General features: G+C 61.4%; 16 protein-coding genes and 1 riboswitch. Of the genes, 11 read left to right on the forward strand and 5 right to left on the reverse strand.

All coding sequences use genetic code 11. The features are described 5' to 3' along the window. The first annotated feature begins 1 nt into the window (after position 1). The 9 genes from K7R21_RS04920 (at position 2) to gltX (ending at position 8,146) form a co-directional block, all read left to right on the forward strand. Positions 2-1,354 (forward strand): UDP-glucose dehydrogenase family protein, encoded by a 1,353-nt coding sequence (locus tag K7R21_RS04920; RefSeq protein WP_224982162.1) that lies wholly within the window; start codon positions 2-4, stop codon positions 1,352-1,354. A gap of 101 nt (positions 1,355-1,455) precedes the next feature. Then, complete coding sequence (locus K7R21_RS04925; RefSeq protein WP_224982163.1) at positions 1,456-2,391, forward strand: UDP-glucuronic acid decarboxylase family protein; 936 nt, start codon at positions 1,456-1,458, stop codon at positions 2,389-2,391. 7 nt (positions 2,392-2,398) lie between these two features. Further along, a complete protein-coding gene (locus K7R21_RS04930) occupies positions 2,399-2,791 on the forward strand; it encodes an FtsB family cell division protein (protein WP_224982164.1) in 393 nt (130 codons plus the stop codon). 202 nt (positions 2,792-2,993) lie between these two features. Continuing rightward, a complete protein-coding gene (argS, locus tag K7R21_RS04935; protein WP_224982165.1) occupies positions 2,994-4,658 on the forward strand; it encodes an arginine--tRNA ligase in 1,665 nt (554 codons plus the stop codon). A gap of 9 nt (positions 4,659-4,667) precedes the next feature. Then, the gene (locus K7R21_RS04940; protein ID WP_224982166.1) at positions 4,668-5,483 is read left to right on the forward strand and encodes an SPOR domain-containing protein; all 816 of its coding nucleotides are present in this window, start codon (positions 4,668-4,670) and stop codon (positions 5,481-5,483) included. A gap of 67 nt (positions 5,484-5,550) precedes the next feature. Continuing rightward, positions 5,551-5,994 carry a GspE/PulE/PilB domain-containing protein gene (locus K7R21_RS04945; protein ID WP_224982167.1) on the forward strand — a complete coding sequence of 148 codons (444 nt, stop codon included), beginning with the start codon at positions 5,551-5,553 and terminating at the stop codon, positions 5,992-5,994. Between the two features lie 18 nt (positions 5,995-6,012). Further along, entirely contained in the window at positions 6,013-6,393 is a 381-nt protein-coding gene (locus K7R21_RS04950) for a response regulator (protein ID WP_224982168.1), read from the forward strand. Between the two features lie 80 nt (positions 6,394-6,473). Further along, complete coding sequence (locus tag K7R21_RS04955; RefSeq protein ID WP_224982169.1) at positions 6,474-6,662, forward strand: DNA gyrase inhibitor YacG; 189 nt, start codon at positions 6,474-6,476, stop codon at positions 6,660-6,662. 77 nt (positions 6,663-6,739) lie between these two features. Next, the gene (gene gltX, locus K7R21_RS04960) at positions 6,740-8,146 is read left to right on the forward strand and encodes a glutamate--tRNA ligase (RefSeq protein WP_224982170.1); all 1,407 of its coding nucleotides are present in this window, start codon (positions 6,740-6,742) and stop codon (positions 8,144-8,146) included. A 145-nt stretch (positions 8,147-8,291) separates the two neighbouring features. On the opposite strand, the gene K7R21_RS04965 is transcribed toward gltX, so the two are convergent. Next, positions 8,292-8,462, reverse strand: coding sequence for a DUF362 domain-containing protein (locus tag K7R21_RS04965; RefSeq protein WP_183346266.1), 171 nt, complete (start codon positions 8,460-8,462; stop codon positions 8,292-8,294). A 230-nt stretch (positions 8,463-8,692) separates the two neighbouring features. On the opposite strand from K7R21_RS04965, the gene K7R21_RS04970 reads away from it, so the two are divergent. Then, positions 8,693-9,958, forward strand: coding sequence for an acetate kinase (locus K7R21_RS04970; protein ID WP_224982171.1), 1,266 nt, complete (start codon positions 8,693-8,695; stop codon positions 9,956-9,958). 101 nt (positions 9,959-10,059) lie between these two features. Here the strand turns inward: K7R21_RS04970 and pta are convergent, their stop codons facing one another. The 4 genes from pta to K7R21_RS04990 all read right to left on the reverse strand — a co-directional run bounded on the left by pta (position 10,060) and on the right by K7R21_RS04990 (position 13,353). Beyond that, complete coding sequence (pta, locus tag K7R21_RS04975; RefSeq protein WP_224982172.1) at positions 10,060-11,061, reverse strand: phosphate acetyltransferase; 1,002 nt, start codon at positions 11,059-11,061, stop codon at positions 10,060-10,062. 89 nt (positions 11,062-11,150) lie between these two features. Beyond that, positions 11,151-11,648 carry a MogA/MoaB family molybdenum cofactor biosynthesis protein gene (locus tag K7R21_RS04980; RefSeq protein WP_224982173.1) on the reverse strand — a complete coding sequence of 166 codons (498 nt, stop codon included), beginning with the start codon at positions 11,646-11,648 and terminating at the stop codon, positions 11,151-11,153. Positions 11,649-11,663: 15 nt separating this feature from the next. Continuing rightward, positions 11,664-12,140 (reverse strand): cyclic pyranopterin monophosphate synthase MoaC, encoded by a 477-nt coding sequence (gene moaC, locus K7R21_RS04985; protein ID WP_224982174.1) that lies wholly within the window; start codon positions 12,138-12,140, stop codon positions 11,664-11,666. Between the two features lies 1 nt (position 12,141). Next, a complete protein-coding gene (locus tag K7R21_RS04990; protein WP_224982175.1) occupies positions 12,142-13,353 on the reverse strand; it encodes a molybdopterin molybdotransferase MoeA in 1,212 nt (403 codons plus the stop codon). A 75-nt stretch (positions 13,354-13,428) separates the two neighbouring features. Then, positions 13,429-13,549: riboswitch (molybdenum cofactor riboswitch) on the reverse strand. Positions 13,550-13,871: 322 nt separating this feature from the next. Between K7R21_RS04990 and moaA the strand changes: the two genes are divergently transcribed. Next, positions 13,872-14,852: a GTP 3',8-cyclase MoaA gene (moaA, locus tag K7R21_RS04995; protein ID WP_224982176.1), complete on the forward strand. Its 981-nt coding sequence runs from the start codon at positions 13,872-13,874 to the stop codon at positions 14,850-14,852. The last annotated feature ends 12 nt before the right edge of the window (positions 14,853-14,864 follow it).

The raw sequence follows: 14,864 nt of genomic DNA on the forward strand, positions 1-14,864 counted from the left end.
CATGAAAGTATGCGTGATCGGTTCCGGATACGTCGGCCTCGTGGCCGGCACCTGTTTTGCCGAGAGCGGTAACGACGTCATCTGCGTTGACGTCGACCAGGAAAAGATTGAAGGTCTCAAGCGTGGCGTGATCCCTATCTACGAGCCGGGGCTGAAGGAAATGGTGCTCAGAAACGGCGAGGAAGGGCGCCTGAAGTTCACCACCGACCTTGATGCCGCGGTCAAGGAGTCCCTGGTCTGTTTCATCGCCGTGGGGACCCCGCCGGGTGCTGACGGCTCTGCCGACCTGCAGTACGTTCTCTCGGTGGCCGGCAACATCGGCCGTGCCATGGAAAGCTTCAAGATCATAGTGGACAAGTCTACCGTCCCGGTGGGGACCGCGGACAAGGTGCGCAGCGCCGTGAAGGAACAACTGGAGCAGCGCGGCGTCAACATCGAGTTCGATGTCGTCTCCAACCCCGAGTTCCTCAAAGAGGGTGCTGCCATCGATGACTTCATGAAACCCGACCGCGTCGTGATCGGCACCGACAATGTGCGCACCGCGGAAATCATGAAAGAGCTGTATTCGGCCTTCATGCGCAAGTCCAACCGCATGCTGGTCATGGACATCAGAAGCGCCGAGATGACCAAGTACGCAGCCAACGCCATGCTGGCGACCCGCATCACCTTCATGAACCAGATCGCGAACCTGTGCGAGCTAATGGGTGCCGACGTAATGGCCGTCCGCGAAGGGATCGGTTCCGACTCCCGCATCGGCTACGACTTCCTCTTCCCCGGTGTCGGCTACGGCGGTTCGTGCTTCCCAAAAGACGTGAAAGCACTGGCCAAGACCGCGGATGAATGCAGCTACGACTTCATCCTACTGAAGGCGGTCGAGGAGGCCAACGAGCGCCAGAAGCGTATCCTCTCCGACAAGATCGAGCGTCACCTCGGGCAGGGTGGCGACAAGCCGCTGGCCGGCAAGAGCATCGCGGTCTGGGGGCTTTCCTTCAAACCACGCACCGACGACATGAGGGAGGCTCCCTCGCTCACCATCATCAACCGGCTCCTGGAACTGGGTGCGACGGTGCGTGCCCACGATCCCGAGGCCCTCAACGAGGCCAAGAAGCATTTCGGCGACCGTATCGGCTACCACATCAACCAGTACGAGCCGCTCAAGGGCGCCGACGCGCTGGTCATCATCACCGAATGGAACGAATACCGTAACCCCGACTTCGACCGCATCAAGTCGTTGCTGGTCAAGCCGCTCATTTTTGATGGCAGGAACCTGTACCAGCCCGGACGCATGCGCGAGATCGGCTACGAGTACCACCCCATTGGCAGAAACGGTGCCATCTGCTGCGAAATGGCGTAAATCCCGCTGTGACTGTGCTCCGTCTTCGGATCCCGTAGGCGGGGCACGTCGTTAGTAACTTGAGTTGCTGGTAATACAAATACCTACCGATTGAGGTTTCAATGCGCATTCTGGTCACCGGCGGTGCCGGTTTCATCGGTTCACATCTTTGCGAGAGACTGTTAAAGGAAGGGCACGACGTCATCTGCCTGGACAACTTCTTTACCGGTAGCAAGCGCAACATCGCCCACATGCTGGACCACTCCAACTTCGAGTTGATCCGTCACGACGTCACCCAGCCCATCCTCCTTGAGGTGGACCGGATCTACAACCTGGCCTGTCCCGCTTCGCCGATTCACTACCAGTACAACCCCGTGAAGACCACCAAGACCAGTGTCATGGGCGCCATCAACATGCTGGGGATCGCCAAGAGGGTGCGGGCGAGGATCCTGCAGGCCTCCACCTCCGAGGTGTACGGTGATCCGCAGGTACACCCGCAGACCGAGGCCTACTGGGGCAACGTCAACACACTGGGGCTGCGCAGCTGCTACGACGAGGGGAAACGTGTGGCGGAAACGCTGATGATGGATTATCACCGCCAGAACCACGTTGACGTCAGGATCATTAGGATCTTCAACACCTATGGCCCCAAGATGGCTGAGAACGACGGCCGCGTGGTCTCCAACTTCATCCTGCAGGCCCTCCGGGGGGAGGACATCACCGTCTACGGCGGGGGGGAGCAGACACGTTCCTTCTGCTTCGTCTCCGACCTCGTGGAGGGGATGGTGCGCATGATGGAGACGCCCGGCTTCACCGGTCCCGTCAACCTCGGCAACCCCGCGGAGACTACCATCCTTGAATTCGCCAAGAAGATCATCGCTCTCACCGGGTCCACCTCGCGCATCGTGTATCGTCCCCTTCCGGAGGATGATCCCAAACAGAGGCAGCCGGACATCTCCCTGGCCAAGCAGATGCTGGGCTGGGAGCCCAAAGTGAGCGTGGACGAGGGACTAAAACAGACCATCAACTATTTCCGCTCCGTCCTCACCTCGGCCTAAGGAACGCATGCAGAAACGATTTTTTCTAGTACCGGCCGCAGTGATCGTCTTCATCCTCTGCTTCACCGTTTTCGGTGACCGGGGACTGTTGCGCATCAACCACCTGCACCGTGACCTGGACGAAACGCAGAAACATCTCAATGAGTTGAAAGAGGAAAACGACAAGCTAAAGCGGGAGATTGCCGCGCTGCAGTCGGATCGACGCTACCTCGAGAGCATCGCCAGGCGCGACTTCGGCTTGGTGCGCAGCAACGAGGTGATCTACCAGTTCCCGGGTTCGGGGAAATCTGTTGCGCCGACCGCCCAGCCCGAAGCCGCGCCCGCTGCGCACGCGCCGCAGGGTGCGACGGCGGGAAAACTGGCTCAGCCTGTGCAGCCGGCGGCGCGTTCCGGCAAGTAACCAAGCCCTAGGCGGGGCATTTTGAGGGAAAAGGTATGACTCAGGCTGGAAAGCAACACTGCGTGGTCTGCGCCTGGCGCGAACACTGCTCCAAGAAATTCTGCGTGTCCGACGGCGGCGCCCGTTGCCCGGACTTCACACGCGATGTGACCATAAAACCCGTGCCAGACGCGGATAAGGATAAGGAAAGGGAGGAGAAGATATGAAGGAGCAGCTGCGCGCATGCATCCTGAAGGGAATCGAGGGGTGTTTCGCCGACGGCACGCTCACCTCTGGTGTGGTCCCGGCCATCAACGTGGAGAAGCCGGCGCATGCCGAGCACGGAGATTTTGCTACCAACGTGGCCATGCAGATGGCCAAGCAGGAGCGCAAGTCGCCCCGCGCCGTGGCCGAGGCCTTGGTCAAGAAACTGGCCGAGGCGTCCGACCTGATCAAGTCGGTCGAGATCGCGGGACCGGGGTTCATCAACTTCTTCATCAAGGACAGTGCCTGGAGAAAGATCCTCACTGACATCGACCGCGCCAGTGACGAGTACGGCAAGAGCACCGTGGGCGCCGGCAAGAAGGTGCAGGTGGAGTTCGTCAGCGCAAACCCGACCGGTCCGCTGCACATCGGCCACGGCCGCGGTGCAGCGACAGGCGATGCCGTTGCCTCGCTGCTGTCCGCTGCGGGCTTCGATGTGCAGCGCGAGTACTACATCAACGACGCCGGCAACCAGATGAACACTCTGGGTCTCTCCGGCCTGCTGCGCTACAAGGAACTGCTGGGCGAAAAGATCGACTTCCCTGAGAACTGCTACCAGGGCGACTACATCAAGGACATCGCGCGGGACGCTATCGCCAAACACGGCGATCGCTTCCTGAAGGCGCCCCAGGAGGAAGGGGTGGCCTTCTTCGCCAAGATGGGCGGAGACCTGATCCTCAAGGGGATCGACGAGGACCTGCAGGACTTCGGCATCCGCTTCGACAACTGGTTCTCCGAGCAGTCCCTCTTCGACGAGGGCAAGGTGACCTCGGCCATTGCCGAGATGCAGGAGAAGGGTCACATCTACGAGCAGGAAGGGGCGCTCTGGTTCAAGACCACGGCCTTCGGTGACGACAAGGACCGCGTCGTGGTGCGCAGTAACGGCGTCACTACCTACTTCGCCTCCGACATCGCCTACCACCGCGACAAGTACGCCCGTGGTTTTGACTGGGTCATCGACGTCTGGGGCGCCGACCACCACGGCTACGTCCCGAGGCTGAAGAGCGTTGTACAGGGCCTGGGGCGCCAGGCGGACGATCTGGGCATCATCCTGGTACAGCTGGTTTCGCTCCTGCGCGACGGCCAGCCAGTGGCCATGTCCACCAGGAGCGGCGAGTTCGTGACCCTCAAAGAGGTCGTCGACGAGGTCGGCCGCGATTCTGCCCGCTTCTTCTTCCTGATGCGCCGTTCCGACAGCCAGCTCGACTTCGACCTCGAGCTCGCCAAACGCCAGAGCAACGACAACCCGGTCTACTACGTCCAGTACGCCCACGCCAGGATCAGGAGCATCTTCGACACCGCCAAAGAACGTGGCGTGGAGCCGAACTTCCAGGACGTGCGACTGGAGCTGCTGGAAAGCGCCGACGACATGAGCCTGATCAAGAAGCTCTCCCTCTACCCGGAGATCCTGGAAGGGGCGGCGGTCAACTTCGAACCGCACCGGATCACCTACTACCTGCAGGACTTGGCCGGCGAGTTCCACAGCTTCTACAACAAAAGCAGGGTTATCACCCCGGAGGAGCCCGAGCTCACCCAGGCCCGCCTGTTCCTCTTGCACTGCGTGGCGGTCACCCTGAAGAACGCGCTGACCGTGCTCGGCATTTCGGCTCCGGAGAGGATGTAGGAGGAGCGCATGCGGCTTGACTACAGCGACAAGATGAAGGTGGTCAGGGAAAGCGCGGAACGAACCAAGCCCGTGCAGAAGAACCGCCCACGCCGCGAGCCTATCGGCACTTTTGCCGTGGTCGGTCTGTTGCTGCTTGCCCTTGGCTACGGCGCAGGGGTGCTGACCGGATGGTTCCTCTTCAAGGGAAAAGTCGACGCCAAGGCACTGGCCGCGGCGCAGGTCGCAGCCCAGCAGAAGGCACAGCCCGCAGCAGTGGTTCAGCCGGCGCCTCCCGCCCAGCCAGGGCAGGCGGGTCAGCCCGGCCAGGCTGGCCAACCGACCTCGCCAGCTCCTGACGTCCCGCTTACCTTCTACAAGACCCTCCCTTCGGGCGGGAAGGGGGCGATGGGGAGCGGCATCAACACCAAGCTTCCAGAGGTGCAGTCCAAGAAGGCCGCTGCTACTGCACCGGCTGCGAACGCGGTGCCTGCTGCCGAGCCGGCCAAGCCGGCCGCTGCCGCTACGGCAGCCAAGGCCCCTGAGGCCAGACCGGCCGAGAAAGCCGGCGATAAAGCTACCGATGCCGCCGATAAGCCGACCGCGGAAAAACAAGGGGGGGAGTCGCGCTACCTGGTGCAGGTCGCTTCTTACAAGGATAAGAAAGAGGCCGACACGGTGCGCGCCAAACTGGTTGCCAAAGGGGTGGCCGCGTACCTGGTGGAATCGAAGCTGCAGGACAAGGGCGTGTGGTACCGGATCAGGGTCGGGAAACACCTCTCCAGGCAGGAGGCTCAGCAGTTGGCTGGGAAGGTGGGGAGCGGGGCGACGGTGGTCACCGAGTAGCTTTTTTGCCCCCTGGATATTTTTTTCTCTCCCCGAGCTACAGTTAACCCCGGGATGGGGAGTCACCATGGAAAAGCGAAAAAAGCTGGGCGAAATATTCGTCGAGAACGGGTTGCTCACCGAGAAAACGGTGGAGCGAATGCTGGCCGTCTCCAAAAAACTGGGCAAACGTTTCGGGACCGTGCTCGAAGACCTGGAGCTGGTCACCGGTGAGGAACTGGCCCAGGCCCTGGCGGCACAGTACGGCTGTCGCGTCGCCAGTAACTTTGCCGGCTACAGCTTCTCGCCGCAATTGCTGGGGACCATCTCGGTGGATGTGGCTATGCAGAACAACATCTTCCCGCTCAAGCTGGACGAGAAGAGGCTGGCTCTGGCGATGGCAGACCCCACGGAAACGCGGGTGGTGCGCAACATCTCGGCCAACCTCGGGTTGACTATCACCCCCTTCATTGCCACCAGGAAGGAGATCTACGCCGCCATCTGCAAGAATTACCTGCAGAAGGAGGTGTAGAGTGCGGCTGCCCACACGGTGCTGGTGGTCGAGGACGACAAGCTGATCGCGACCATGTTCGGTGACTTCCTTGGACGGAAAGGCTTCCGTGTCATTTACGCGGCGGACGGCCTGGAGGCCTACAAGGCCGTCCTCACCGAGAAGCCGCACGTGGTGCTCACCGACCTGATGATGCCCAAGCTGGACGGTTTCGGTCTCTTCGACGCCCTGCGCAGCGTGCCCGATTTTAACGCCATACCGGTAATATTGATCACCAGCTCCTTGCAACCGGAGGACGAAGTAAAGGCTTTCGACAAGGGGTTCTTCGACTTCATCGCCAAGCCGGTGCGTGAAGAGACCCTGATCACCAGGGTCAGGAGAGCGCTGCAATTTCGGGAGCGCAAGTACCAGTTAACGTAGGCTCTTTGCCGTAACAATGACCAGGACCACGCACCCTCCAGCCCCATCCGGCGCTGGAGGTCTTTATTTGAGGAAACGCCATGTGCGCCATACAGACCGTCAAGTGCCCGCACTGCCGTAAGGAGGCCCCGCTGGCCGGGAACCCGTACCGCCCGTTTTGCTCGGAGCGGTGCAAGATGATCGATCTCGGCACCTGGGCCAGCGAAGGTTACCGCATCCCCGGCGAAAAAGCGCCGCAGCACGCTGATGACGATGAAGACGAGGGGTAGCGTAGCAGCCTCCGTTAGCAGTTAAGAACCATTATTTTATTGCAGCAGCAATGATCAAAGCAGTAAAGGAGCCTTTCATGTCAGAAGTACGTCTCCGTTTCGCACCGAGCCCGACCGGTTTTCTCCACGTTGGAGGGGCGCGCACGGCGCTTTTCAACTGGCTTTTGGCCAGGAAGCAGCATGGCACCTTCGTGCTCAGGATCGAGGATACCGACGTGACCCGGTCCACCCAGCAGTCGGTCGATGCCATCTTCGAAGGGATGAAGTGGCTGGGACTGGACTGGGACGAGGGGCCCTTCTTCCAGTCCGATTACTTTCCGGTCTACAAGGAATACATCGACAAGCTGGTCGCCGAAGGGAAGGCGTACAAGTGCTATTGCAGCGTTGAGGAACTCGAGGCGAAGCGCGAGAAGGCGCTCGCGGAAGGTGGCAAACCGAAGTACGACGGTACCTGCCGTGATCTTCCTCCTCAGGAGGACGACGGCCGCCCCTACGTGATCCGTTTCAGGACCCCCAAGGAAGGCGCGACTACCTGGAATGACCTGATCAAGGGGAAAGTCTCCTTCGAGAACGATGAACTGGACGACCTGATCATCCAGCGCACTGACGGCACCCCGACCTACAACTTCGTCGTCGTCATCGACGACGTCACCATGAAGATCACCACCGTCATCCGCGGCGACGACCACGTCAACAACACCCCGCGCCAGATCCTGATCTACCAGGCGCTCGGCGCGCCGGTCCCGGTCTTCGCCCACGTGCCGATGATCCTGGGCGCCGACAAGGCCCGTCTCTCCAAGCGCCACGGCGCCACCTCGGTCATGGCCTACCGCGACATGGGCTTCCTTCCCGAGGCCATGGTGAACTACTTGGTGCGCCTGGGGTGGAGCTACGGCGACGAGGAGATCTTCTCGCTTCAGGACTTGATCGAGAAATTCTCCATCGAGAACGTCGGGCGCTCCGCCGGCGTCTTCAATCCCGACAAGCTCATGTGGCTCAATGCCCACTACATCAAGACCGGCGATCCGGTGCGCCTGGCCGACCTCCTGATGCCGTTTTTGAAGGAGCGCGGCGTGGATCCGTCCCAGGGGGGACCGGACCTGGTGGCCGTGATCAAGACCCTGCAGGAGCGCGCCAAGACCATGCTGGAACTCGCCGACGGCGCGCTGTTCTACTACAAGGACGAGCTCTCCTACGACGAGCAGGGGGTGGCCAAGGCGTACAACGCTGACACGCCCGCGCTCCTCACCGCGCTGGTCGAGAAGCTGGCGGCGCTGCCGGCGCTGGACCAGGCCAACATCGAGCTGGCGTTCAAGGATCTGATGGCCGAGAAGGGGATCAAGCTGGGCCAGGTCGGTCCCGCCGTGCGCCTTGCCCTTTCTGGCACCACCGCGTCGCCCGGTATCTACGAGATGATCGAGGTGCTCGGCCTGGCCGAGACCAAGAAGCGCATCGAGCGCGCCGTCGCCGTGCTGGCGAAGTAGCGCGAGGGTAGGGCCTAAAAGAAAAGGAGGGCGCCCCACGGGGCGCCCTCCTTTTTTCATCGCTTTGCTGCAAAAAATGAGGCCTGCAGCGGACGAGCCGGCTGCAGGCCATGGCATTACATGTTTCTTGTGGTGCGGTTGCTGATTAGGCCGGGGAGATTGCGGACACCGGGCAGGTGTCGACGCAAGCGCCGCAGTCGATGCAGGTATCTGCAGCGATGGTCCTCTTGCTGCCAGCCTCGCTGATAGCGTTGACCGGGCAGGAATCGTCGCAGGCGCCGCAGTTGATGCATTCGTCGCTGATGGTATGTGCCAAAGTATTCACCTCCTTCACCTGGAGTTAAAAGTTGACGTGGAAACTAGCACAGCCCTCGCAAAAAGTCCACCATAAAGCTGTAGACAATAAGTTCCTAATCGGGAGAAAAATCTTGAACTGTGGCCCACTCTCCTGTATATATAAAAAAAGGTTTTATTTCTGTTCTTTTTGTCCGGTGCGGATCTTCCTCGTATCACTGGGCAAACTATAATAACGGGGGACGCTAATCGATGGATATTCTGGCACTTAACTGCGGGAGTTCTTCTGTAAAATACCAGTTGTTTGACTGGGATAAAAAAGTGGTTGTGGCGAAGGGAATGGTGGAACGCGTGGTTATCGGCGACTCCTTCATCCTGCACGAGGTCCCGGGGCGCGAAACCTACCGGGAAGACTCCGATTGCCCGGACCACAAGACCGCGGTTGACCTGATCCTGAGAACCCTGACCTCCCCGAATCACGGTGTCCTCAAGGACATCAAGCAGATAGCTGCGGTGGGTCACCGCGTCGTGCATGGCGGTGAGAAGTTCACCAAGTCCGTGCTCATCGACGACGAAGTACTCGCGGCGGTCACCGAGGTGCAGCATCTGGCGCCCTTGCACAACCCGCCCAACATTGCCGGCATTGAGGGCGCCATGGCCGTTCTCCCCGGCGTGCCGCAGATCGCGATTTTTGACACCGCGTTTCATCAGACCATGCCCGAGCATGCCTATCTGTACCCGCTCCCCTACGAGTGGTACGAGAAGTACGGTGTGCGTCGCTACGGCTTCCACGGCACGTCGCACCTCTACGTCTCCAAGCGCATTGCCGCCATCCTGGGCAAGCCGGCCAACCAATGTAACGTCATCACCATGCACATCGGCAACGGCGTCAGCCACTGCGCCATCAAAAACGGCGTGTCGGTAGACACCAGCATGGGACTCACCCCTCTGGAAGGTGCCATGATGGGTACCCGCTGCGGTGACATCGACCCGGCCATCCCCGCTTTCATGATGCAGAAGGAGAACCTCTCCGCCAAGGAGATCGACTCCATCCTGAACAAGAAGAGCGGTGTCATCGGCATCACCGGTCGTTTCACCGACCGTCGCGACGTCATCGAGAACGCCAACGACGGCGACCGTCTCTGTTCGCTGGCGCTGGACATCGAAGCGTACCGTCTCAAGAAGTACATCGGGACCTACATGGCCGTCGTGGGGAGGCTTGACGCGGTCGTTTTCACCGCAGGCGTGGGGGAGATGGGGGCGCCGATCAGGGAGCGCGCCATTTCCGGGCTGGAGCACTTGGGTATCATCCTCGACAAGGAGCGCAATGCCTCCGCCATGACCAGGAAGCGCGAGACGCTCATCACCACCGACGATTCGCCGGTCAAGGTGTACGTCATCCCGACCGACGAGGAACTGGTGTTCACCGAGGACGTGGCCGCCATCCTGAATGGCAGCTACACCGACCACATGAACTTCGAGTACAGCTTCTCCAGGCCCGACTTCGTCAGGAAGTAGGGGAGGGCGAGCACAAGATAGCAAAAAGGCCGGCGGGGCATCCCCGCCGGCCTTTCTTGTTTTTGAAACCGCGCCGGACCAGTCGGTCCAGCGCTGCGTTGCTAGCCTTGCGCCTGCACCGCGGTGATGGCGGTGACGTCGACGATGTCCTGAACGGAGCAGCCACGGGAGAGGTCGTTAACCGGCTTGGCCAAGCCCTGGATCACCGGGCCGATGGCCTTGGCGCCTGCCAGACGCTCGACCAGCTTATAGGCGATGTTGCCGGCATCGAGGGTCGGGAAGACGAGCACGTTGGCCTTGCCGGCCACGCCGCTCCCCGGTGCCTTCTTGGCGCCGACCGCCGGGATGAGGGCAGCATCGGCCTGCAACTCGCCGTCGATGGAGAGCTCGGGATCCATCCCCTTGGCGATTTCCAGGGCCTTGAGAACTTTGTCCGCGTCCTGGTGGCTGGCACTTCCCTTGGTGGAGAAGGAGAGCATGGCGACGCGCGCGGGGACATCGAGGAAGGACTTGCAGTTGCGCGCGGTGGCGATGGCGATCTCGGCGAGGGCCTGGGCGTCCGGGTTCGGATTCACCGCGCAGTCGGCGAAGAGGATGACGCCGTTCTCGCCGAAGTTCGGAGTCTGGGTGGCCATCAGGAAGAAAGAGGAAACGGTCTTGATGCCGGGGGCGGGGCCGACAGTCTGGAAGGCGGCACGCAGCACGTCGCCGGTGGTGCCGGTGGCGCCGGCCACCTCGCCGTCGGCGTCGCCTTCACGCACCATCATGCCGGCGAAGTAGAGGTTATCCTGCGCTGTCAGCATCTCCTGGGCCTGCTGCGGGGTGAGCCCCTTGGATTTCCTCAGTTCCACGAGTTTCGCGACGTAGCCGTCGAGCTTGGGCGAAGTGGCGGGGTCGACCAGCTCCACGCCAGCCAGGTTGATCCCCTTGGCGGCGGCAGCGGCCTGGATCGCGTCCGGCTTGCCCAAAAGCACGATTTTGGCCAAACCTTGTTCCACGATCTGCTGGGCGGCGAAGAGCATCCGCTCGTCGTAGCTCTCCGGTAAGACCACCGTCTTGAGTTTCGATTTCGCCTTCTCGTGAATCTGCTTAACCAACGGCATGAGCATTCCTCCGTAATTGAATTATAAAACCGTGTTAGTTGTATAACCCAGCAGGCGGGATCGGTCAATAAAAAAGCCGTCTTGGACAGTCAGCGCGGGAGCGGGGTACCGCACTCCTCGGGGTCTCCCTGCAGCTTGGCGACCGCGTGCGGAACGGCGGCCCAGACGAAGCCGATGTTCTCGGTTGCGCCCTTGGGGCTACCGGGAAGGTTGATGATCAGGGCGTTTTTGCGGATGCCGGCGACGGCGCGGGAGATGATGGCGTGCGGGGTCTTCTTGAGGCTTTCCATACGCATCACCTCGCCGAAGCCGGGGAGCAGGCGTTCCACCACGCGCTCCGTTGCTTCCGGGGTGACGTCACGCGGCGAGACGCCGGTGCCGCCGGTGGTGAGGATGAGGTCGTAGAGGCCGCTGTCGGCCCACTCGGTGAGCTTTGCCGAGATGAGGGCGCCCTCGTCGGGGATAACGTCGGTGCAGGCAACGGTGACGCCGCGTTCCTCGAGCCAGGCCCGAAGCGCCGGGCCGCTGCCGTCGGCACGCTCCCCGGTGGAACAGCGGTCGCTGAGGGTGAGAATGGCTGCTCGCATGGTGGTGTTTCTCCTTTAGTCCTCGCGCTTGAAGACGCCGCTCTTGCCGCCTTCCTTGTAGTGCAGCTTGACGTCCGAGATGACGATGCCCTTGTCGGTTCCCTTGCACATGTCGTACACGGTGAGGGCGGCAACGGTGGCGGAGGTCATTGCTTCCATCTCTACGCCGGTTCGCTCGAAGGCGCGCACGGTGGCCATGACGCCGATGGTTCCCTTCGCCTCGTCGACCTCGAACTCGATGGCGACGTGGTGGATGGCGAGCGGGTGGGAGAGGGGAATCAGGTCCGGGGTCTTCTTGGCTCCGGCGATACCGGCCAGGCGGGCCACGCCGAGGACATCGCCCTTGGCCATCTTGCCGGAGATGATGGCCTGCACGGTCTCGGGTTTGAGGGTAAGGACGGCGCCCGCTACCGCGGTGCGCATGGTCGGGGTCTTCTGGCTCACGTCCACCATGATGGCGTTACCGCTGGCGTCGAAGTGGTTGAACGACATGTTAAACCTCCATTTCCAAGGTGGGATCGAGCAGGTGTAAATCTACTTCCGCGCCGGCGGCGAACTCGGTCGCCTCGGCGGGCAGGATGGCTAGGGCGTTGCAGCGCAGCATGGTTTTCAATATCCCGGTGTTCTGATCACCGGAGGTGCTGGCGACAAAGCGCCCGCCCTCGATGGCGACGTGGACGCGCAGGAAGTTCACCTTGCCCGCCTTCTTGCGTGCCCCTTCTTTTAGCACCCCCCGCACGGTGCGCCGGAACACCTTCACGTGTCCCATCATGCGCAGGATCGCGGGGCGGGCGAACTCCTCGAAGGTGATCATGGTGGAGACCGGGTTGCCGGGGAGGGAGAAGACCGGCACGTTGCCCCTCATCCCGAAGGCGGTGGGTCCACCGGGCTTGATGCCGGGCTTCCAGAACTGTTCCACTACGCCGAGCTCCGCCAGGATTTCGCGCACCAGGTCGCGATCACCGGCTGATACTCCGGCCGAGGTGATCAGGACGTCGGCTTTAAGTCCCTCGGTGAGGAGCGCCCGGTGGCTGTCCCTGTCGTCGCGGGCTATGCCGAGGATGACCGGATCGGCGCCGCAGAGCTTGATGGCGGTGGCGAGAGCGAGGGTGTTGCTGTTGACGATCTGGCTTTCTTTTGGCTCGGTGCCGATTTCGACAAGTTCGTCGCCGGTGGAGAGGATGGCGACCCGCACCTTACGGTAAACCGGAACCAGGACCGCGGAGAAGGAAGCCAGCAGGCTCACCTGGGGAGCGCCAATCAGCGTCCCTCGGGTCATGATCACTTCACCGTTGCGCACGTCCTCGCCCTGGAAACGGATGTGGTCGTGCTTTTTCACCTGCTGCAGCAGCTTCACGGTTTCCGGGGTGTTCTCGGTCTCTTCTATGGGGACGACCGCATCGGCGCCGGGCGGGATTGGGGCGCCGGTCATTATCCGTGCGGCGCATCCTGGCGTTACTACGTCGTCCGAACTGACCCCGGCGGGGATGTAGTCGGTGACCCTGAGTACGGTGCCCAGCGCGCAGTCGGCGCTCCTGACGGCGAAGCCATCCATGGCGGAGTTGTCCCAGCGCGGCATGTCTTTAGGTGCCACGTAATCCTCGGCCAGCACCCGTCCGGCCGCTTCCAGCAGCAGCACCCTTTCCACACCGGCGGGCGCCACTTTGTCGATGACCATGCGTCTGGCTTGCTCGTAGTTCGTCATCTTTTCCTCTTTCTTCCTTGGTAATGGCAATAACGAAAAAGGGCCCGACTCCGTGAAGGAAGAGGGCCCGTGCGCTGATGCGGCGGTGCTTCTCCTTTCCAAGAGGGAGGCGGTGCCGTTTCCGGCAGCACCCATCGGCTGCGGTGCCTTGGAGTGTTTCCCTTTAGACGGCCGCGGCTCGGAGACGTTTCTGCATATTTTCCCAAGCCATAGCATATTTGCCGGGAAAACAACAATTATTTTAGGTTAAGGGTAAGCACGGCAGCTTTCCAAGGTGTAGCGTAACTAGCCGTAACAATGCAAATTCCTTCGCTCAAAACGTAGCCTTTACATGTCGTATACTTTCTTCCACTCACGGCGCACGCTCGTCTGGCTCCCTCATTAAAGTGGTTGCTTTCCGTTTGACAAACAAGGTATGGTTTTTATCGTGTACCCTAAAGCCGTGTCCGCACCGAACGCCCGGGGGATCACCCGCCGCTTGAAGCCCGGCGTGCAACTACCAGTAATCAGGAAGAATTATGTCTTTGATAGACACCTACGGCAGGCGCATCAACTACCTGCGCCTCTCGGTCACCGACCGATGCAACCTGCGCTGCAGCTACTGCATGCCTGAAGAGGGCGTGGAGAAGTTGAGCCACTGCGAGATGCTCTCCTACGAGGATCTGCTTCGGATTTCCGCCGAGGCGGTTGCCGCCGGGATTGAGAAGATCCGCGTCACCGGCGGCGAGCCCTTGGTGCGCAAGGGGATCATTGACTTCCTTGCGCGCCTGGCCGCGTTGCCGGGGCTGAAGGAATTGGTGCTGACTACCAACGGTCTGCTGCTGAAGGAGATGGCCCAGGGGCTGAGGGATGCCGGGGTGCAGCGGCTCAATGTGAGCCTGGATTCGTTGAAACCGGAAACCTTCGCCGCCATCACCCGCGGCGGTGAGCTGCAACGGGTCTTGGACGGGCTTGACCAGGCGGAGCGGGTCGGTTTTCCGCCGCACAAGATTAACGTGGTGGTCATGCGCGGGGTGAACGACGACGAGATCCTCGACTTCGCGGCGCTGACCCTGAAGCGCCCCTACGCGGTGCGCTTCATCGAGTACATGCCCACCTGCGGCGACGCCGACTGGCGCGATCTCACCGTGCCCGGCGCGGAGATCAGAGAGCGCATCGCCCGGGAGTACACCATCGAGGAGAGCACCAACAGTGAGCGCTCCGGCCCGTCCAAGAACTTCCGAATCCAGGGGGCACCGGGGTCGCTGGGCATCATTACCGCCATGACCGGCCACTTCTGCGACGGCTGCAACCGTCTGCGGGTGACCGCCTCAGGCGTCGCCAAGGGATGCCTGTTCTCCGGGACTGGCGTGGACCTGAAGCCGGTGCTGGCGACGGGTGATGACGAACTGTTACGCAAGGAAATCCGGCGCATCGTGGCGGCCAAACCGGGGCGACACGAGGTTACCGACGAAGGTGTAGAAAGCAAACCATTCGCCATGTCCCGCGTAGGCGGGTAGATAAGAAGGAGA

The sequence above is a fragment of the Geomonas agri genome (genome assembly GCF_020179605.1).
GTDB lineage: Bacteria > Desulfobacterota > Desulfuromonadia > Geobacterales > Geobacteraceae > Geomonas > Geomonas agri.

What these genes read in the sequence shown, in the direction of transcription:
- K7R21_RS04920 (WP_224982162.1), top strand. Translation starts at nt 2, where the DNA reads ATGAAAGTATGCGTGATCGGTTCCGGATACGTCGGCCTCGTGGCCGGC.
- K7R21_RS04925 (WP_224982163.1), top strand. Translation starts at nt 1,456, where the DNA reads ATGCGCATTCTGGTCACCGGCGGTGCCGGTTTCATCGGTTCACATCTT.
- K7R21_RS04930 (WP_224982164.1), top strand. Translation starts at nt 2,399, where the DNA reads ATGCAGAAACGATTTTTTCTAGTACCGGCCGCAGTGATCGTCTTCATC.
- argS (WP_224982165.1), top strand. Translation starts at nt 2,994, where the DNA reads ATGAAGGAGCAGCTGCGCGCATGCATCCTGAAGGGAATCGAGGGGTGT.
- K7R21_RS04940 (WP_224982166.1), top strand. Translation starts at nt 4,668, where the DNA reads ATGCGGCTTGACTACAGCGACAAGATGAAGGTGGTCAGGGAAAGCGCG.
- K7R21_RS04945 (WP_224982167.1), top strand. Translation starts at nt 5,551, where the DNA reads ATGGAAAAGCGAAAAAAGCTGGGCGAAATATTCGTCGAGAACGGGTTG.
- K7R21_RS04955 (WP_224982169.1), top strand. Translation starts at nt 6,474, where the DNA reads ATGTGCGCCATACAGACCGTCAAGTGCCCGCACTGCCGTAAGGAGGCC.
- gltX (WP_224982170.1), top strand. Translation starts at nt 6,740, where the DNA reads ATGTCAGAAGTACGTCTCCGTTTCGCACCGAGCCCGACCGGTTTTCTC.
- K7R21_RS04970 (WP_224982171.1), top strand. Translation starts at nt 8,693, where the DNA reads ATGGATATTCTGGCACTTAACTGCGGGAGTTCTTCTGTAAAATACCAG.
- pta (WP_224982172.1), bottom strand. Translation starts at nt 11,061, where the DNA reads ATGCCGTTGGTTAAGCAGATTCACGAGAAGGCGAAATCGAAACTCAAG.
- K7R21_RS04980 (WP_224982173.1), bottom strand. Translation starts at nt 11,648, where the DNA reads ATGCGAGCAGCCATTCTCACCCTCAGCGACCGCTGTTCCACCGGGGAG.
- moaC (WP_224982174.1), bottom strand. Translation starts at nt 12,140, where the DNA reads ATGTCGTTCAACCACTTCGACGCCAGCGGTAACGCCATCATGGTGGAC.
- K7R21_RS04990 (WP_224982175.1), bottom strand. Translation starts at nt 13,353, where the DNA reads ATGACGAACTACGAGCAAGCCAGACGCATGGTCATCGACAAAGTGGCG.
- moaA (WP_224982176.1), top strand. Translation starts at nt 13,872, where the DNA reads ATGTCTTTGATAGACACCTACGGCAGGCGCATCAACTACCTGCGCCTC.